This is a genomic window from Clostridium sp. UBA871 (genome assembly GCF_002295255.1).
Lineage (GTDB): Bacteria > Bacillota > Clostridia > Clostridiales > Clostridiaceae > Clostridium_J > Clostridium_J sulfidigenes.
Map to the genome: position 1 here is coordinate 149,842 of NZ_DBFV01000011.1, position 17,709 is coordinate 167,550.

A 17,709-nucleotide genomic window follows, 5' to 3' on the forward strand; every position below is an offset into this window, starting at 1 on the left:
TAATTTGAATACTTTTATAATATACTAATTTACAAACATATTTCTTAAATTTATTTCCCATATTCTATGATTATGGGGAATAAAAGTGATTATAAATTAGATTTAATAAATAATAAGATACTAAAATACAAATTAATGGGATAAAATAAATAATGTGATAGAAGAAATATTGTATTCAAGGAGCTGGTTAAAATTAGTGATGTAATAGATTTTAATGAACTGAAAAATAAGGCTACAGATAAAGATGTAGACAAATTTGAGGATTACATATATTCTATGTATTATTCAATGGCTCAAGGGAAGCTATCTATGGCGGAAATGAGCAGAGAAATATTTAAGTATATGAAGGAAAATAATATATCTCAAGAGAAATTTATGAATATCCAGAATAAGGTCATGGAGAGGTATGGAATTTCTACTGAAGATGTAGAAAGCCAAATGAAGTCTATGGGTGTAGAAAATCCTCTAAGTGGATTAGGTATTGAGTATGAAGATGCAAGAAAAATGGTTGGGTTTCAAGAAAAGTATAAAGGGAAGCTTAAAGTAAAAAGTGTAACTTCATATAGCATTAAGAATGACAAGAATGATTTAGAGATAATGCTTCAAGATGAGAATGTTATATTAAAAAGTTTTGGGAAAATAGATTTAACTGATAATGAGTTAAATGAATTTTTATGTTCCTATAAAAAGGTAATGAATAATAAGATGCTAAATATTTCAATATGTGAGAATACTTCCACTTATTTATACTAGTATTGACTTAAGAATATGTTGAATAATTTATATAAAACCTCTTGCATTTATGTTTATTATATAATATAATAAACGAGTAACGAAGGGGTATAGCTCAATTGGTAGAGTAGCGGTCTCCAAAACCGTTGGTTCCGGGTTCAAGTCCTCGTGCCCCTGCCATAGAAACCTAGTGATTTTAGTAATCGCTAGGTTTTTTTATTGTTTTCTTTTATCTTATTTTTACATAGATAAAGAGAGTAAAAATGTACCGTATAATTCCATAAAAATAATTAAATAAATTTATTGAGGAAGTAATAAACCTGTGATATAATCTGTAAGTTAAGAAAATAAAATAAGTTATTAATCACATTTTAAGTTTATATATGTAAGTTAAAGTTATCTATGTGAGGCGTGATTTAAGCTATGTTTTTAGAAAGGACATAGCTTTATATGGTGAAGGGAGAAATTTTATGGAAAAACGTGTGCCAGAATTTAAAGGTTTACTAAGAAGTCATATGATTGAGTTACCTAAGGTTATTAGGGACGCTACTGGAATTGTTATATTTGGGAAAAGAATTAAATCTTTAGTGTTTTCAACTGATGTAGCAGTTATAAGAAATACTAATGCAGATGCTGTTATTGCAGTATATCCATTTACGCCTCAACCCAGAATAACTGAAGCACTATTACTAGCATCAGATATCCCAGTATTTTGTGGGGTAGGTGGATCTATTACTACAGGTAAAAGGGTAATAAATCTAGCATTGGATGCTGAATTTAAGGGAGCTATGGGGGTTGTAGTTAATTCATCTATAGGCAATGATGTTATTGCAGGGATGAGAGAAACTATAGATTTACCAATATTAGTTACCGTTGTTTCAGAAAAAGATGATATAGATGGAAGAATAGCAGCAGGAACAACTATACTTAATGTATCAGGAGCTAAAGAAACTGCGAATATTGTTAGACATATAAGAAGTAAGTACCCAGATGTACCTATTATAGCAACAGGAGGTCCTACAGATGAGAGCATACGTGAAACTATAATTGCTGGGGCTAATGCTATAACATATACACCACAAAGTACTAGTGATATATTAAATGAAATAATGATTAAACATAGAAAAAGATATGAAGACTAATTTCATTCAGAAATGTAATATTTGCAACGAATATTATATTTGAGGTGATTTATTTATGGACAAGGCAACTTGGATGTTAGGAATAATAGTTCCATTAATATCTGCAGCATTTGGTGGAGGTATATCTCTATTAATTATGAGAAAACTAATTATGGAAGAGAGAAAAAAATCTAAGAAAGAACGTGCTATAGATATTAATAACGATAAAATAAAAAGTTATAAGGAGCTATTTGAACTAAATAAAAAAATTAAAGTCTTTGGAGATAAAATTAAAAATAACACAATACCTAATTGGATAAACGTAGAAAGCTATTATAGAGACGAATTTATAATAGAATTTGAAGAGATTATAAATAATTATAAATTTGTAAATGGTTATATTAATGACAAAAAGATAAATGAATATGCACAAAATGTACTTAAGTTATCACAAATTATAGTAGTAGAATTAAAAGATAGAGAAAACTACGGTACTACTTCTGAAAAAGTAGAAACCTGTGTAGATACGTTGATAGAAGTTTTAAATACAATAGAAAAGAACATTTTATCTGTAGTGTTAGAACTATCTATAGAGAAGTATAAGTAATATAAATATTTATAGTGAATATATTTTATTCTAAGACAGTCTTACCATGAATGTATTATCAAATTTGTATTTGATAATAAAAGTATATGAAATGTTTATGATTTTAAATGGATTATGTTAGATTTAATTAATTGGACTAAAGCATAATAGGTGTGGTAAAATAGAATAGTTAAATTTACTACATAAGACCATGTGAAGTAAATAGAGAGAGGATTGTAAATATGAATATTCTTATTTTATCTGCATCTACTGGTGGAGGACATTTAAAAGCATCAAAGGCTTTAGAATCATATATTTTAGAAAATGAGTTAGGTGCTAAAGTAAAAGTAGTGGATACCTTAGAGTATGTTAATCCATTTATAAATAAAATCGTAACTAAGGGATATATAGTACTGGCAAAGTATTTAAATTCCTTATATAAAAATATATATAGTTTAACGGACAAGTCTGGGGTTTTAACATGTTTAGTAACAAAGTTAATTTATTTATTTTCGAAAAAATTAATACCCTTAATAGAAGGATTTGCTCCAGATGTAATCATAACTACTCATCCCTTTCCTACAGAAATGATTTCTATATTAAAGGGAAATAGAAGTATAAAGGTGCCATCAATATGTATAATGACTGATTATGCACCACATAAAACATGGATAAAACCTAATGTAGATGAATATTGTGTAGCATGTGAAGACATGGTAGAAGGTATGATAGATAGAGGAGTTCCTCCAGAAAAAGTTCATCCTTATGGAATCCCTGTATATGATGGTTTTTTTCATCAAGATGAAGATGATAAAAAAATACTGTTAGATGAGCTGGGATTAAGCGAAAGTAAAATGACCGTGTTAGTCATGGCTGGAAGCTTCGGAGTATATAATATAGAAAAAATCTATAAGAATATAAATAATATTCCTATGGATTTTCAAATTGTGATTCTAACGGGTAATAATAAAAGACTATATAATAAAATTAAGGAACAGATTAAGTTTAGTAAAAAACAGACAAAGCTTATTAAGTTTACCAATGAAGTTCATAGATATATGAACTTAGCAGACGTCTTAATTACTAAACCTGGAGGGCTTACAGTATCAGAAGCATTAGCAGCAAATCTTCCTTTAATTACCTTTGATGCAATACCTGGACAAGAAGAAGCAAATGCAAAGTTTCTATTAGATCATGGCATGTCCATATCTATAGGCAGAGGTGATAATTGTACTGAAGCTATAGAGGCTTTGATTAAGGACAAAAACAAATTAAGAGAGATTAAAGAAAACTGTATGACTTTTGATAAATCAAATTCAACAAATGAGTTACTAGAACTTATAAGAAGATTAATGAAAGAAAATGAAGCTGAATGTAATTCAGAAATTGCATAAAACTTAAATAATTAAGACCAAGGTTTTTAAGACCTTGGTCTTTTAATCTTATGATGGGAATATTTAGAATTTGACTTTATAATACGAGTCTTTAGGTTTATTTATGAGATTTTTTAATGGCATTAATAAATTTATCTAAAAACTTAAATGAACCATTTTTAATGTGTAAAAATCCCATTATAGATAATATAACACCACTTAAAGAACCACTTATCATATCTGTCATAGTATCCGTAAGACTATTAAGTTGAGAATCAAACCCCAATAGTTGATCTCCTGCAAATTCCCAGAACTCCCACAGTGCAGCTCCAGAAATAGTAAAGAGTAATATATACATCCCTATGAATAATGGTGGAAGGGTTTTGATATTATTTTCACCTATAAGAGGTTTTAAAATTATTAAAGATAAAAACCCTAAAAGAGCCCCTGAAGCAAAATGAAGAAATATATCCCACCAAGGTAGTATTGAGTACATATTATACATCCTACCTAAGAGTAGAGCTAAAAATATAAAAAACTGCAATAAAAAGTCAGATAAACTAGATAATTTAACTTTAAATATATATAAAATTATATCTGGTATAAAGGACGTGATAAGAATTAATAGAATGTTGCTGATGTAATTTGAATTATTATCAGTTTTTACAAATGAGTAATAAACAAATAGTATTAATAAAATTGATCTAAATATCCATTTGAAAAATAAAGCAAAAGAAGACTTTGTATTTTTCATTGATTTCCCTCCGTGCTATTTATGATGTTTTCTATAAGAATAAGTTTTTCTGCTCTAGAAAGTTTTTTTATTTCACATTCTCTTTTTAAAGCTGAAGATTTGTCAGGTAAATTTTCATAGTGAACAATTTCTACAGGTAATCTGCATCTGGTGTACTTAGCTCCTTTACCACTATTATGGCATTTAAGCCTTTTGTTTAAATCAGTTGTCCATCCTGTATATAAAGTATTGTCATTACATCTTAATATATAAACAAAAAACATATCTTTACCTCATATAAAATATATTAAAAATTAGAATAATTATTACTGTTGTATAATACTATTTAAATAGTATATCATTATTTTAGCATGAATATATTATACTATTTTATAAATACTAGTATATTCATATTGAATTAAATTAAATCATAGGGTATAATTAAATTGGATTAAAGAGAAATAGTAAATAATATGTTGATTTAAATTGAATAAAGTATAGTTTTAGGTACATTATGTTTAATAGGGAAAGTGGTTAAAGTCCACTACAGCCCCCGCTACTGTGTACGAAGACGAAATCTCATAGAAAAACCACTGGAGTGTATTTCTGGGAAGGTGAGATGGAGGATGATACGTGAGTCAGGAGACCTGCCTAAAGCATAGATATGACACTTCGGAGGGAAGGGAGTTAATAGTTTAGTTTGTATATTTATTACAAATTATAATTCTGTTATGAGTTAAATTGAATTTTAACCTCTACCTTTTGGGTAGAGGTTTTATTTTGCACTAATTTATTAAATTTGGAGGAACTAAAATGAAAAAGGCTATATTAGTAGTAAGTTTTGGAACTACTTATAAGGATACATTAAAATTAACTATAGAAAAAATTGAGGATGAAATAAGAGAAAGATTTAAAGAGTATCATGTTATGAGAGCTTTTACAGCCCATATGATAATTAAGAAAATAAAAAATAGAGATGGAATAATTGTACCTACTCCGGAGGAAGCTTTAGAGCAACTATATAAAGAAGGCTATGAAGAAGTTATAGTTCAGCCGCTTCATATAATACCAGGTGAAGAGTTCCAATATGTTAGGTTAGTAGTTGATAAGTTTAGAGAGAGTAATAAATTTAAATCAATAAAAGTAGGTAGACCAGCCCTTCACTTTCAAGGAGGGGAAGAAACACCTAATGATTATGAGGTGTTTATAGATGCTATAAAAGAAATTATACCAAAAGATAAGACCATGGTATTTATGGGACATGGAAGTAATCATCCAGCTAACTCAGCCTTTGTAGCACTTCAAAGCGTATTTACTTACTTAAATTATAATAATGTATACGTTGGAACAGTAGAAGGATATCCTACCGTAGATATGATAGTAGAAATTCTTAAAAGAGAAGGTATTGATCACGTTAAGTTAGCACCACTTATGCTAGTAGCTGGAGACCATGCAACTAATGATATGGCTTCTGATGAAGAAGATTCATGGAAGACTATTTTAGAAGAAGCTGGAATTAAAGTAGACATATATCTTCATGGTTTGGGTGAGATTGAGAAGTTTAGACATATATATGTGAATCATGTACAAGATGTAATAGATAATAAATATCTTCATTTGGGAGATACGAAGAAAACACCATAAAGGAGTAAATTATGAAAAGTATAATAGTTTCTTCAAATAGTAGTGGCGGTGGAAAGACCACTGTTACATTAGCACTTATGAAAACTCTTATAGATAGAGGATATAAGGTTCAAGGATATAAAGTTGGACCTGACTATATAGATCCAGCCTTTCATAGAGAAATAACAGGAGTAGCTACAAGAAACTTAGATTTATTTCTAATGGGAGAACCAGGGGTTAAGGAGAGTTATCTAAGAGGTCAGGGTGATCTAGGAATCATTGAAGGAGTTATGGGACTTTATGATGGAAAAGGTATAGATACTAATTTTTCTACAGCTCATGTATCTAGAACTTTAGATTTGCCTGTGGTATTAGTATTATCTCCTAAAGCTCAATCAGCAACTTTATGTGCTGAAATAGAAGGACTTCGAAATTATGAAAATGTGAACATAGTAGGGATAATACTTAATAATATTAGTGAAAGTTACTATAAACTTTTGAAAAAAGCTATTGAAGTAAATTGCAGCGGGATTAGAGTTTTCGGATACATACCTAAGGATGAGAGGTTAGCTTTAAAAAGTAGGCATTTAGGCCTTGTGCAGAGTAGCGAGGTTGAAGATTTATCAAAGAAGATAGAGTTATGCAGTAGCCTTATGGAAGAGTATGTAGATGTAGATAGCCTTATAGAAGAATTTAAAGCTTCAGATATTCAATCTACTAACAGTGAAGATTTCCACGCTGAAAACAAAGATATAAAGATTGCAGTAGCCTATGATAAAGCCTTTAGTTTTTATTATAAAGAGAATATAGAGCTTTTGGAAGAGGTTGGAACAGTTCAATATTTTAGCCCCCTAAAAGATAGAGAAGTGCCAAAGGATGTAGATTTTATATATATAGGTGGAGGATACCCAGAAGTATTCAAGGAAGAGTTATCTTCTAATAAATCTATGTTAAATAGTGTTAGAAAAGCCTTAAACAGTGGAGTAAAATGCTATGCAGAATGTGGTGGACTCATGTATCTTACAGAGAGCATAGATGGAGTTGAAACAGTAGGTTTCTTTAATGGAACATCTTATATGACTGGAAAACTTAATAATTTTGGATACGCAACTATAAAGATATCAGAGAAAAATTCTATAGTGCCAAAGGATATGATGATTAATTGTCATGAATTCCATAAATCACTGGTAGATTTAAAAGAAGAAGAAATATATGAATTAGAAAAGAAAGCCTACGATGGAACCACAAAGAAGTGGAAGTGTGGGTATGTAAAAAATAATGTTTTAGCAGCTTATGGACATATACATTTCTTTTCTAATATTGATTTTTTTAATAGCTTAATTAAGTAGATGTAATTTTAAAATAGAGATTTATTAAGGAAAGTTATTTCCTTAAGTAGGAGGAGAAATGGATTATATAAAAATACCAATGGACATAGAAAAGAGAAGTTTTGAAATTATAGGAGAAGAAATGGGACCTCATAATTTCGATGATAGAGAGCTTTCTATAATTAAGAGAGTTATTCATACTACAGCAGATTTTGAATATAAGGATTTAGTTTATATGACAGATGATGCTATAGATACAGCCCTAGAGATTCTAAAAAAGGGAACAACTATATATACAGATACTAATATGGCACTTTCAGGAATAAATAAAAGAGCCTTAGAAAAGTTAAATTGCAGGGTTGTATGTTATGTATCAGAACCAGAAGTTGCAGAGATTGCAAAGGAAAGAGGCATAACTCGTTCTATGGCTGCAGTAGAAAAGGCAGTAGGAGATGGAGTAGAGTTCTTTGTATTTGGAAATGCTCCAACGGCTTTATTCAAACTTAAAGAGTTTATTGAATCAGGAAAGTCTAATTGTAAATTTATTATAGGAGCTCCAATAGGATTCGTAGGAGCAGCTGAATCAAAAGAAGAAATAGAAAAATTAAAAGATATAGATATGATGACAGTTAGAGGAAGAAAGGGCGGAAGTGCAGTAGCAGCAGCTATAGTCAATGCTCTTATGTATATGTTAGTAGAGAGATAATAAAGAAGGTATTAGAATGTTAGACTTATATGTTAACAGTAATGGTAAAAAGTTAAGATGTGGTTATACTACAGGGTCCTGTGCAGCAGCTGCTGCTAAGGCAGCTACTTACATGCTTTTTACTGGTAAAAAAATTAAAGAGATAGAGATTAATACACCAAAGGGAATAATTTTAAACTTAGTAATAGATGAAGTTGTTTTTGGTGATGACTATGTGGAATGTTCCATTATAAAAGATGGTGGAGATGACATAGATGCTACCCACGGATTACCTATATGGGCGAGAGCTGAAAAGGGTGAAGAAAGATATATTTTAAAAGGTGGAAAAGGTGTAGGAGTAGTTAATGGTGAAGGCCTCTATATTGAAAAGGGTGAAGCTGCTATTAATCCAGTACCTAGACTTATGATAGAGCAAGAGGTAAGTAGTGTGCTTTCAGAGGATGAAGGAGTTACTATTACTATATTTGTACCAAGGGGAGAAGAAGTAGCAAAGAAAACCTTTAATCCTAGACTTAATATAGTAGGAGGAATATCCATATTAGGAACTACAGGAATTGTTTATCCTATGTCTGAAGAATCAATTAAAGAATCAATAAAAATTGAGATAACTCAAAAGGCTTTAAAAAATAAGGTTCTTATATTAGCCTTTGGAAACATGGGAGAAAAGGTTGCAGAATCTATGGGATATTCTATAGATCAAGTGGCTATAATATCAAACTTTGTTGGATTTGCTATAGAATGTTGTGTTAGCTGTGGAGTTAAAGAGATAATTATAATAGGTCATATAGGTAAGATATGTAAGATATCTGCTGGTAGCTTTAACACTCACAGTAGAGTATGTGATGTAAGACTAGAAGTAATAGCATTAGAATTAGCATTAGCAGGAGCTCCACATGACTTAGTTAGAAGTATATATAATGAAAAGACTACAGAGGGTGCTATAAAAGCTTTAAAGGGTGAATATAGTGAGATATATAAAACTATTGTAGATAAAGTGAAGAAAAGAATGGAGCTTTATAGCTATGGTGAACTTAAATGTGATGTAGTTATGTATTGGGGTGCAACTAATCCTAAGATATTAGCTACAACATTATAGAGGTGGAAAGATGATTTATGTAGTAGGACTTGGTCCAGGAAGTAAGGAGTATATACTTCCTAAGGCTGTTGAAACTTTAGAAAATAGTGATATGTTAGTAGGATTTTCTAGAGCTTTGGAAAGTGTAAATTTTATAAATACTGAAAGAGTGGCAGTTAAGTCTTTATCAGATATTTTGAAGATAGTAGAAGATAATAAGAGCAAGAAAATATCTATAATTGCATCGGGAGACCCATGTTTTTATGGAGTTACTGATTATATAAAGAGAAATATAAAAGAGGAGCCTATAGAGATAATACCAGGACTTAGCTCTTTTCAATATCTAATGAGCAAGATAGGGAAGAGTTGGAATGGAAAATTTTTAGGCAGTGTCCATGGAAGAGAAGAAGATTTTTTAACTGTTGTTAAAGAAAATAGCATGTGTATATTCTTAACAGATAGTAAAAATTCACCTAAGGTTTTAGCAAATAAACTGTTTATAGAAAATATAAGTTGTAATATATGGGTAGGAGAAAATTTATCCTATGAAGATGAGAAAATAACAGTAGGTACACCAGAAGAGATAATGGAGAAGGAATTTTCTTCATTAAGTGTCTTTGTAGTGGAGGAAGTTTAAATGAAATATATAAAAGATGAAGAGTTTATAAGAGGAAACTGTCCTATGACAAAGGAAGAAGTTAGAATTCTAAGTGTAGCAAAACTTAATTTAGAGGAAAATTCTAAACTTCTAGATGTAGGAGCTGGAACTGGTTCCATATCAATTCAAGGAAGTAAGATTTGCACTTCTGGTAGTGTTGTTGCAATAGAGAGAGATGAAGAAGCCTTAGAGGTAATCTATAAAAATAAAGATAAGTTTAATTGTGATAATTTAGAGATTATAGAAGGTGAAGCTTTAGAAGCTTTAGACTCTATTAAGGAAAAGTTTAATAGTATCTTTATTGGAGGTAGTGGTGGAAATCTTGAAAAAATAATTGAGAAATGCCATAACCTTCTTGAAGATGATGGAGTAATGGTTTTAAATTTTATAACCATTGATAATGTATATAAAGCAATGAGTACTTTAAAAGAATTAAACATGAAAATTAGCTGTACTCAAGTTGGCGTAAGTAAAACAAGAGGCCAAAGTTATATGTTATTTGGATATAATCCAATTTTTATTGTAGAGGCTTATAAGAATTAGAAATATTGTAATGTAGTAGGTTTGTAGTACAAGGAAATACAGCAATAGAAAATAGTTAAGAATTGAAAATATTGTTTTATAGTAGAAATAGAGGAGTGAAATAGATGGCAAAGTTATATGGAGTTGGAGTAGGACCAGGAGATAAAGAGCTATTAACCTTAAAGGCGGTTAAAACTATAGAAATGTGTGAAGTAATTGTTTCACCAAGTGCTATGAAAGGTGGGAAAAGTATAGCTTTAGGCATTGCAGAGGACTTTATATCAGAGGATAAAGAAATTATGATAAAGCAATTTCCAATGGGTGGAGAAGACCAAGAAGAAAAAATCTATGAAGCCTTTAAAGCTATAGAAGAGAAGCTTAAGGAAGGAAAGAATGTAGCCTTCTTAACTTTAGGAGATCCTTTTGTTTATAGTACATATATATATTTACTAAAGTATATAGAAGAGCATGGCTTTGAAGTTGAAACAATTCCAGGAATAACTTCCTTCTGTGCTAGTGCTAGTCTTGCGCAAAAACCATTAGTTATAGGTGATGAACCATTACTTATTACCCCAGCTAGCAGAGTTTCGGATATAAAGGATGAAAAGTATGTAGTTATAATGAAGGTCTATAAAAGAGAAGAAGAAGTATTAGACGTTCTTGATGAAAAAGGCTTTAACTATGTATATATAAAAAAAGCTGGAAGAGAAGGGCAAGAGATTTTACATAAGAGAGAAGATATTTTAGATAATAAAGAATACATGTCACTTATAATAGCAAATAGAGATTAGGAGGAAGAAGAATGGTTTATTTTATAGGAGCAGGTCCAGGAGATGCAGAGTTAATCACAGTAAAGGGAAGAGATACACTGACAAAAGCAGATGTAGTTATATATGCAGGCTCTCTTGTAAGCAAGGAGCATATGAATTATTGTAAGGCTGGATGTGAAATACATAATTCAGCATCTATGACTTTAGAACAAGTTATAGAAGTTATGGATAAGGCTGAAAAAGAAAATAAAATGGTAGTAAGACTTCATACAGGTGATCCAGCTATCTATGGAGCTATCAAAGAACAAATGGATGAACTAGATAAATTAAATATTCAGTACAAGGTAATTCCAGGAGTTAGTTCATTTACAGCAGCAGCATCTGTAATAAAAAAGGAATTTACACTTCCATCAGTAACTCAAACTGTAATATTAACTAGAGTTGAGGGAAGAACTCCAGTACCAGAAACTGAAAGCTTAGAAAAACTTGCATCAATTGGTGCATCTATGGCTATATTCCTTTCTATTAGCATGATAGATAAGGTAGTTGCAAAGCTAAGAAAAGGTTATGGAAGGAATGTTAATATAGCTGTAATTGAAAGAGCTACTTGGGAAGATGAAAGAGCTATAATTGGAACTTTAGATGATATAGCAGAAAAGGTTAAAGAAGCAGGAATCACTAAATGTGCTCAAATATTAGTAGGGGACTTTATAAATTGCGATTATGATAAGAGTCTTCTATATGATAAATCCTTTACTCATATGTTTAGAGAAGGACAAAAATAATTCTTAGAATGTACAATTCTAGAAAGTAGGAGAGTTATGAAGTTAGCAGCGGTGTCTGTAACAAGACAAGGAGATAATATTGCAAAAAAACTAAGTGAAGCTTTAGAGCTTAAGCTTTACTCTAGTTATAATAACAAAAACTTCAAACTAAAATCTGTATGTGAAGAGCTTATGAATACTGTAGATGGAATAATTTTTATCTCATCTACAGGCATTGCAGTAAGAGGAATAGCACCTTTTCTAAAGGGAAAGGATAAGGACCCGGCAGTGGTAGTAGTAGACTGTGAAAGTAGATTCGCCATAAGTCTTGCAGGAGGACATCTTGGAGGAGCTAATGAACTTGCTTTAAAAGTGTCAGAAATTCTTAAGGCTACACCAGTTATAACTACAGCCACAGATACCATGGGAATAGATGCTCCAGATATGATTGCTAAGAATAATAACCTGATTATAGATGATATGAAAATAGCTAAAGATATAGCTGCCAAATTAGTTGATAAAGCTAAGGTTGGTTTTTTAGATGATGAAGGCCAAATAAAAATGCCAAAGGGATATGTAATTCCTGAAGGAGATATTAAGGGTATGGTTACAGTATCTAATAAAATAGATGTGGATAACTTGCCACCTGTTGAAGGCTTGATTCACCTTAAGCTCATAAGGCGAAACATCATATTAGGTATGGGATGTAGAAAAGATGTGGATAAGGACAAAGTTAAAAACTTTGTTGTGGATAATTTAAAGAAATATAATATAGATTTAAGAGCCATAAAAACTATTTCTACAGTGGAAGTTAAAAAGAATGAAGGAGCATTAATTGCTTTAAGTGAATTTTTAAACTGTCCCATGGAAATTCATTCTTTAAAAGAAATAGAAAGCATAGAACATAAATACAAGGGCAGTGATTTTGTTAAGAAATCTATAGGTGTGAGAGCGGTATGTGAGCCTTGTGTTGAATTAGCAGGGGGAGAGTTACTTACAGATAAAATTAGTTTTGAAGGTATAACCCTTTGTATTGGAAAGTTAGTCTACTGATAATGGAGGAAAAATAATGGGAAAATTATATGTAGTAGGAATCGGTCCAGGAGGACTTGATTACATGACAATTAAAGCTGTAAAGGCTATAGAAGAAAGTGATATAGTAGTAGGATACACAAAGTATATAGAAATGATAAAGCCACTTTTAGATGGTAAGAAAGTTTATTCTACAGGAATGATGGGTGAAGAGGCAAGATGCCAGGAAGCTTTAAGATTAACTAGTGAAGGAACGGTAGCTGTAGTAAGTACAGGAGATGCTGGAATCTATGGTATGGCTGGGTTAATTCTTGAAATGAAAAAGGATGAAGAAGTAGAGGTAATCCCAGGGGTTACAGCATCATCTTCAGCAGGATCAATAGTTGGAGCTCCACTTATGCATGATAACTGCAACATAAGCTTAAGTGATTTAATGACTCCATATGAAGATATAAAGAAGAGAGTTAAGCTTGCAGCAGAAGGAGATTTTATAATATCTCTTTATAATCCAAAGAGTAAGGGAAGACCTCATTACTTAAGAGAAGCTATAGATATAATAAAGGAATATAGAAATGAAGATACACCAGTTGCTATTGTTAAGCATGCATTAAGAGAAGGTCAAGAAGCTACAGTTTGCACTATAGGAACCTTTGATGATTCTATAGTAGATATGATGACTATGGTTATTATAGGAAATACTAAGAGTTATATAAAAGATGGATTATTTATAACTCCAAGAGGATATAAATTAGAAAACAAGTAGACATTAAGGGGGAGAATTACAATGATAGCTTTAATAGTAGGTACATCAGAGGGAAAGGTAATTCTTTCCCATCTAAATAAATATACAGATAACATTTTAGTATCCACAGCTACAACCTATGGTGGAGAGCTTTTAGTGGATTATAAATATAAAATATTAAATGATAAACCTTTAGTTTATGAAGAGTTAAAAGCATTATTTATGAAAAGTGGTGTAAGGGTAATTGTAGATGCATCTCATCCCTATGCAGTTCTAATAAGTGGAACAGCTATGAAGATAGCAAAGGATATGGGAATTGAGTATGTAAGGTATGAAAGACAAAGTACTTTAGATACGTTACCTAAAAATGATTTGATAATAGAGGTGCCGACCTATGAAGAATTAGGAGAAGCCCTAAAAGATATAGATGGATGTATTTTAAATACTACAGGAAGTAGAAATATAGATAAGATATTAGATTTAAAACTTGAAAATAGAATAGTTCATAGAGTTCTACCTTCTTTAAAAGTTATGGAGGAAGTATTTGCGTTAGGTGTTAGAGTAGAGGATTTGATATTCATAAAAGGACCTATAGGCTATGAACTAAATAAAGCCTTTATAAAAGAATATGATGGCAAGGCTTTAATAACAAAGGATAGTGGTCCACAAGGTGGAACTTATGAAAAAATAAAGGCTGCCATAGACATGGGAATTAAAGTTTTTGTAGTAGAAAGAAAGACAATGGATTACGGCATTGTCTTTAATGATGAAGAAAAGTTAAGTCACTATATCTGTAGCAACCAAGAAAACTATTAGTAACATTTCAAAGTGTAATAAAAGACTCGGGTGACGGTGGGAGTAACTTTTATTATACAAAACAAAAAGTTATGTTATAGATTATATACTAATATATTTAAAGTGCACGTTAAGTATATTCTTTATAATCACATTATTTAGCTACAGTTAAGTATATAGGAATTTAAATATAAGCATTGCTAGCGGTATTATATTTAAATTAAATCATTTTTACTAAATATAAGGGGGAAAAATTATGAATAAATCAAGTATTACTAAAAAATCATTTGTATTTATATGGGCATTAGCACTATTCTTTACAGTGCCTAAATTAGCTTATGGTATGCATATTGCAGAAGGGTTTTTACCAATGGCTTGGTGTGCGTTTTATTTTGTAGCATGCATTCCATTTGTAGCATTAGGAATTAGAGATATAAGAAAAAAAACTATGAGTAGCAAGGATTTAAAAATGCTTTTAGCATTGATTGGAGCTTTTGCTTTTGTATTATCAGCAATGAAACTACCGTCTGTTACAGGAAGTTCATCACATCCAACAGGTACAGGTCTTGGAGCAATGATATTTGGACCATTTGCTATGTCTGTGGTTTCTATAGTAGTTCTTTTATTCCAAGCACTTTTCTTAGCTCATGGAGGATTAACAACTTTAGGAGCTAACGTTTTATCAATGGGTATTGCAGGACCAATAGTAGCCTTTGCAATTTATAAGGTATTTAAAAATAAAAATAAAAAATTAGCAATATTCCTTGGTGCAACTTTAGGGGACTTAGCAACATACCTAGTTACATCCATTCAACTTGGACTTGCATTCCCAGCTACTACAGGTGGATTTGCAGCGGCATTTATAAAGTTTGTATCAATATTTGCTATAACTCAAGTTCCACTTGCTGTAGTAGAAGGAATAATAACTGTTATGATATTTGACTTTATAGAAAAACATGCCTCTGAGGAGTTATTAGAAGTTGGAGGTGTAAGATAATATGAAAAAAAATATAGGATTAATTTTATTATGTATAGCAATTGTGGTAGGATCTTTATTCTTAGGTAGAAATGGTGAATTTAATGGTGCCGATGGAGAAATTGAAGTTAAAATCCAAGAATTAAATGGAGATTATGAACCTTGGGCAGCTCCTATGTGGGAGCCACCATCAGGAGAAATTGAAAGCTTCCTTTTCTGTTTACAAGCAGCAATTGGGGCTGGATTCATAGGATACTACATTGGTGTTAAAAAAGGAGCTTCAAAGAACAAAGGAGCTAAGACTAATGTAGGTGGAAAAGTGAAAGAATGTTAAGGACAGTACTTTCATATTCAAAGCTAAGTAAATTAGCAAATATTCATCCTATAGAGAAAATAATTTTATGTATATTACCAATAACAGCACTTAGTTTTAGTACTAGGTGCTATCCTTTGGTTATAAATATAATTTTTTTTCTTGTACTTCATATTGTTTATAAGAACCCTATGCATATAGTAAAACACTTTATAGAGGCAACTTTTTTATTTGCTTTAGTTTCTTCTATAACCTTTGTATTTGATTATGGATGGTATAGTACTTTAATACTTATATTAAAGGCGGTGTCTGGGGGGATATCCGTTAGTTTTTTAACTTTAACTACACCTACAGATCATGTATTTTATATATTCTCTAAGATAAGTTGGCTTAGAGATATTTGTGATATAGGAAAATCTATGGAGAGATTTTTAACACTTATAGATGATGAATTTCAAACATTACGAAAGAGTATGTTATGTAGAGGTGCCTTTGGTGGTTTTAAGAATAAAGTTAAGGATTCAGGAAGTCTTGCTGCTTTACTTTTTATTAATACTTTAAAACGTTGGAAAGAAATTAAGGATGGAATTAATAGTAGAGGCTATAGAGGAAATATTTATTATGGCTTTGAAGAGTTCCATTTGTCATATAAAAGAGTAGCTATAATAGTAGGATATATTACATTTCTTATTATTTTGGTGAGTATACCTAAGTGGTTTTAGAAGCTGGGTATACTTTTTATTTTTTTAGATAACTCTCTTAATTTAATATAGAATTTTGTAGTGTATATGGTTAAAGATATATACTATATAATACAGACTGTTAAAAATATAAATTAAAGTATAGAACTTAAAAGGACAAAAAATAGGGAAAATCCTCCTGAAGTAAATAGAAGGAAATTTCCTATATAAGATAAATATAAAAGATTAAGGATTTAATAATAATTGATAACTATTATCAATAAATTCATATTACTATAATATTTTACATATGTCAATATAATTGAAAATAATTTTCAATTAAAAGTTAATGTATTTAGTAAACATATTTGTTAATATATAATTAAGTGGAGACTTGTAATACATTTACATAAATAAATCTTGAAAAACATGTGGGATATGGATAATAAATTAATTAAAAAATGATTGGGGTAATTTAGAAAATGAGATATGTTAATTTAGAAGAATTGAAAGAGCTTCCAGGTTTTAATAACATAGATGAAAATACTTTAAGAAAGTTATCTAATATTACTAGAGTCACTAGGTATGAAAAGGGGAAGGTACTATTTAGAGATAAGGATATTGTAGATAATATCTACATAGTATTAAAGGGAAAAGTATCACTATATAAGTTCAATGAAAAGGGTCAAAAAAAGGTTATATTTATATTGGGGCTAGGTGATCTTATAAATGAAGTTATATTACAAAGTTCTACTGCATCTATAAATTGTGAAACCATAGAGGACTCTCAAATAATGTATTGTAACACTATGGAGCTTTTACAAGTCATGGAATCAGACTTTGAGTTTACAAAAATGGTACTGTCATCTTTATCTTTAAAAGTAAGAAGAATGTATAGACAATTTAAAAATACTACTGGAGTTTTAAATATGGGAAAGAGAGTTGCATCAAAGCTTTGGAAACTAGGTAGGGATTATGGGGTAGCTGATGACAATGGTATATTAATAGATATGGAGATTAGTATAACCTATCTAGCAGACTTATTTGGAGCACAAAGGGAGACCATATCAAGGGCATGTAAAGAACTTAGTGAATTGGGATTAATTGAATACAATAATAAAAAATTTATAATAAAAAATAAAGAAAAACTTTTAGAATATTTTAAAGCACCGTGATTTTT

Annotated in this window: 21 protein-coding genes, 1 tRNA gene and 1 riboswitch; of the genes, 20 read left to right on the plus strand and 2 right to left on the minus strand. The window is 30.5% G+C overall.

What is annotated here, in order from left to right; translation table 11 throughout:
* Nucleotides 1-192: 192 nt before the first annotated feature.
* From B3086_RS13840 to B3086_RS13860, 5 genes are all read left to right on the plus strand, one after another.
* Nucleotides 193-753 carry a DUF3867 domain-containing protein gene (locus tag B3086_RS13840; RefSeq protein WP_346847427.1) on the plus strand — a complete coding sequence of 187 codons (561 nt, stop codon included), beginning with the start codon at nt 193-195 and terminating at the stop codon, nt 751-753.
* An 83-nt stretch (nt 754-836) separates the two neighbouring features.
* Nucleotides 837-912 (plus strand) — tRNA-Trp (locus B3086_RS13845).
* A 290-nt stretch (nt 913-1,202) separates the two neighbouring features.
* On the plus strand, nt 1,203-1,874 hold the full coding sequence (locus tag B3086_RS13850; protein ID WP_346847025.1) for a hydrolase: 672 nt from the start codon (nt 1,203-1,205) through the stop codon (nt 1,872-1,874).
* A gap of 55 nt (nt 1,875-1,929) precedes the next feature.
* On the plus strand, nt 1,930-2,460 hold the full coding sequence (locus B3086_RS13855; RefSeq protein ID WP_035129701.1) for a hypothetical protein: 531 nt from the start codon (nt 1,930-1,932) through the stop codon (nt 2,458-2,460).
* 221 nt (nt 2,461-2,681) lie between these two features.
* Nucleotides 2,682-3,833 (plus strand): MGDG synthase family glycosyltransferase, encoded by a 1,152-nt coding sequence (locus B3086_RS13860; protein WP_346878049.1) that lies wholly within the window; start codon nt 2,682-2,684, stop codon nt 3,831-3,833.
* Between the two features lie 97 nt (nt 3,834-3,930).
* On the opposite strand, the gene B3086_RS13865 is transcribed toward B3086_RS13860, so the two are convergent.
* Nucleotides 3,931-4,308: a hypothetical protein gene (locus tag B3086_RS13865; protein WP_346893647.1), complete on the minus strand. Its 378-nt coding sequence runs from the start codon at nt 4,306-4,308 to the stop codon at nt 3,931-3,933.
* A 254-nt stretch (nt 4,309-4,562) separates the two neighbouring features.
* Nucleotides 4,563-4,829 carry a GIY-YIG nuclease family protein gene (locus B3086_RS13870; RefSeq protein WP_346847028.1) on the minus strand — a complete coding sequence of 89 codons (267 nt, stop codon included), beginning with the start codon at nt 4,827-4,829 and terminating at the stop codon, nt 4,563-4,565.
* Between the two features lie 204 nt (nt 4,830-5,033).
* Nucleotides 5,034-5,214: riboswitch (cobalamin riboswitch) on the plus strand.
* A 144-nt stretch (nt 5,215-5,358) separates the two neighbouring features.
* Between B3086_RS13870 and B3086_RS13875 the strand changes: the two genes are divergently transcribed.
* The 15 genes from B3086_RS13875 (at nt 5,359) to B3086_RS13945 (ending at nt 17,704) form a co-directional block, all read left to right on the plus strand.
* A complete protein-coding gene (locus B3086_RS13875; protein WP_346847029.1) occupies nt 5,359-6,189 on the plus strand; it encodes a sirohydrochlorin cobaltochelatase in 831 nt (276 codons plus the stop codon).
* 11 nt (nt 6,190-6,200) lie between these two features.
* Complete coding sequence (locus B3086_RS13880) at nt 6,201-7,517, plus strand: cobyrinate a,c-diamide synthase (RefSeq protein WP_346847030.1); 1,317 nt, start codon at nt 6,201-6,203, stop codon at nt 7,515-7,517.
* 58 nt (nt 7,518-7,575) lie between these two features.
* Nucleotides 7,576-8,202 (plus strand): precorrin-8X methylmutase, encoded by a 627-nt coding sequence (locus B3086_RS13885; RefSeq protein WP_035129691.1) that lies wholly within the window; start codon nt 7,576-7,578, stop codon nt 8,200-8,202.
* Nucleotides 8,203-8,218: 16 nt separating this feature from the next.
* The gene (gene cbiD / locus B3086_RS13890) at nt 8,219-9,298 is read left to right on the plus strand and encodes a cobalt-precorrin-5B (C(1))-methyltransferase CbiD (RefSeq protein WP_346893649.1); all 1,080 of its coding nucleotides are present in this window, start codon (nt 8,219-8,221) and stop codon (nt 9,296-9,298) included.
* 10 nt (nt 9,299-9,308) lie between these two features.
* Nucleotides 9,309-9,914 (plus strand): precorrin-6y C5,15-methyltransferase (decarboxylating) subunit CbiE, encoded by a 606-nt coding sequence (gene cbiE, locus B3086_RS13895; protein ID WP_346847032.1) that lies wholly within the window; start codon nt 9,309-9,311, stop codon nt 9,912-9,914.
* The gene (cbiT, locus tag B3086_RS13900) at nt 9,915-10,478 is read left to right on the plus strand and encodes a precorrin-6Y C5,15-methyltransferase (decarboxylating) subunit CbiT (RefSeq protein WP_346847033.1); all 564 of its coding nucleotides are present in this window, start codon (nt 9,915-9,917) and stop codon (nt 10,476-10,478) included. It begins immediately after the preceding gene.
* A 104-nt stretch (nt 10,479-10,582) separates the two neighbouring features.
* Nucleotides 10,583-11,248, plus strand: coding sequence for a cobalt-factor II C(20)-methyltransferase (locus B3086_RS13905; protein ID WP_346847034.1), 666 nt, complete (start codon nt 10,583-10,585; stop codon nt 11,246-11,248).
* 11 nt (nt 11,249-11,259) lie between these two features.
* Nucleotides 11,260-12,012, plus strand: a complete 753-nt coding sequence (gene cobM / locus B3086_RS13910; protein WP_346893651.1) for a precorrin-4 C(11)-methyltransferase — start codon at nt 11,260-11,262, stop codon at nt 12,010-12,012.
* 36 nt (nt 12,013-12,048) lie between these two features.
* Nucleotides 12,049-13,044, plus strand: a complete 996-nt coding sequence (gene cbiG, locus B3086_RS13915; protein WP_346893653.1) for a cobalt-precorrin 5A hydrolase — start codon at nt 12,049-12,051, stop codon at nt 13,042-13,044.
* A gap of 16 nt (nt 13,045-13,060) precedes the next feature.
* On the plus strand, nt 13,061-13,786 hold the full coding sequence (cobJ, locus tag B3086_RS13920) for a precorrin-3B C(17)-methyltransferase (RefSeq protein WP_035129681.1): 726 nt from the start codon (nt 13,061-13,063) through the stop codon (nt 13,784-13,786).
* A 21-nt stretch (nt 13,787-13,807) separates the two neighbouring features.
* Nucleotides 13,808-14,581, plus strand: a complete 774-nt coding sequence (locus tag B3086_RS13925; RefSeq protein ID WP_346847037.1) for a cobalt-precorrin-6A reductase — start codon at nt 13,808-13,810, stop codon at nt 14,579-14,581.
* 235 nt (nt 14,582-14,816) lie between these two features.
* Nucleotides 14,817-15,557 (plus strand): energy-coupling factor ABC transporter permease, encoded by a 741-nt coding sequence (locus tag B3086_RS13930; protein WP_346879760.1) that lies wholly within the window; start codon nt 14,817-14,819, stop codon nt 15,555-15,557.
* Nucleotide 15,558: 1 nt separating this feature from the next.
* Nucleotides 15,559-15,870 carry an energy-coupling factor ABC transporter substrate-binding protein gene (locus B3086_RS13935; protein WP_051823852.1) on the plus strand — a complete coding sequence of 104 codons (312 nt, stop codon included), beginning with the start codon at nt 15,559-15,561 and terminating at the stop codon, nt 15,868-15,870.
* Entirely contained in the window at nt 15,864-16,571 is a 708-nt protein-coding gene (locus tag B3086_RS13940) for a CbiQ family ECF transporter T component (protein WP_346893655.1), read from the plus strand. The genes B3086_RS13935 and B3086_RS13940 overlap by 7 nt, the downstream gene beginning before the upstream one ends.
* Before the next feature lie 440 nt (nt 16,572-17,011).
* Nucleotides 17,012-17,704, plus strand: a complete 693-nt coding sequence (locus B3086_RS13945) for a Crp/Fnr family transcriptional regulator (protein ID WP_035129674.1) — start codon at nt 17,012-17,014, stop codon at nt 17,702-17,704.
* The last annotated feature ends 5 nt before the right edge of the window (nt 17,705-17,709 follow it).

Coding starts and splice junctions, on each gene's coding strand:
- B3086_RS13850 (WP_346847025.1), top strand. CDS start 1,203: ATGGAAAAACGTGTGCCAGAATTTAAAGGTTTACTAAGAAGTCATATG.
- B3086_RS13855 (WP_035129701.1), top strand. CDS start 1,930: ATGGACAAGGCAACTTGGATGTTAGGAATAATAGTTCCATTAATATCT.
- B3086_RS13860 (WP_346878049.1), top strand. CDS start 2,682: ATGAATATTCTTATTTTATCTGCATCTACTGGTGGAGGACATTTAAAA.
- B3086_RS13865 (WP_346893647.1), bottom strand. CDS start 4,308: ATGTACTCAATACTACCTTGGTGGGATATATTTCTTCATTTTGCTTCA.
- B3086_RS13870 (WP_346847028.1), bottom strand. CDS start 4,829: ATGTTTTTTGTTTATATATTAAGATGTAATGACAATACTTTATATACA.
- B3086_RS13875 (WP_346847029.1), top strand. CDS start 5,359: ATGAAAAAGGCTATATTAGTAGTAAGTTTTGGAACTACTTATAAGGAT.
- B3086_RS13880 (WP_346847030.1), top strand. CDS start 6,201: ATGAAAAGTATAATAGTTTCTTCAAATAGTAGTGGCGGTGGAAAGACC.
- B3086_RS13885 (WP_035129691.1), top strand. CDS start 7,576: ATGGATTATATAAAAATACCAATGGACATAGAAAAGAGAAGTTTTGAA.
- cbiD (WP_346893649.1), top strand. CDS start 8,219: ATGTTAGACTTATATGTTAACAGTAATGGTAAAAAGTTAAGATGTGGT.
- cbiE (WP_346847032.1), top strand. CDS start 9,309: ATGATTTATGTAGTAGGACTTGGTCCAGGAAGTAAGGAGTATATACTT.
- cbiT (WP_346847033.1), top strand. CDS start 9,915: ATGAAATATATAAAAGATGAAGAGTTTATAAGAGGAAACTGTCCTATG.
- B3086_RS13905 (WP_346847034.1), top strand. CDS start 10,583: ATGGCAAAGTTATATGGAGTTGGAGTAGGACCAGGAGATAAAGAGCTA.
- cobM (WP_346893651.1), top strand. CDS start 11,260: ATGGTTTATTTTATAGGAGCAGGTCCAGGAGATGCAGAGTTAATCACA.
- cbiG (WP_346893653.1), top strand. CDS start 12,049: ATGAAGTTAGCAGCGGTGTCTGTAACAAGACAAGGAGATAATATTGCA.
- cobJ (WP_035129681.1), top strand. CDS start 13,061: ATGGGAAAATTATATGTAGTAGGAATCGGTCCAGGAGGACTTGATTAC.
- B3086_RS13925 (WP_346847037.1), top strand. CDS start 13,808: ATGATAGCTTTAATAGTAGGTACATCAGAGGGAAAGGTAATTCTTTCC.
- B3086_RS13930 (WP_346879760.1), top strand. CDS start 14,817: ATGAATAAATCAAGTATTACTAAAAAATCATTTGTATTTATATGGGCA.
- B3086_RS13935 (WP_051823852.1), top strand. CDS start 15,559: ATGAAAAAAAATATAGGATTAATTTTATTATGTATAGCAATTGTGGTA.
- B3086_RS13940 (WP_346893655.1), top strand. CDS start 15,864: ATGTTAAGGACAGTACTTTCATATTCAAAGCTAAGTAAATTAGCAAAT.
- B3086_RS13945 (WP_035129674.1), top strand. CDS start 17,012: ATGAGATATGTTAATTTAGAAGAATTGAAAGAGCTTCCAGGTTTTAAT.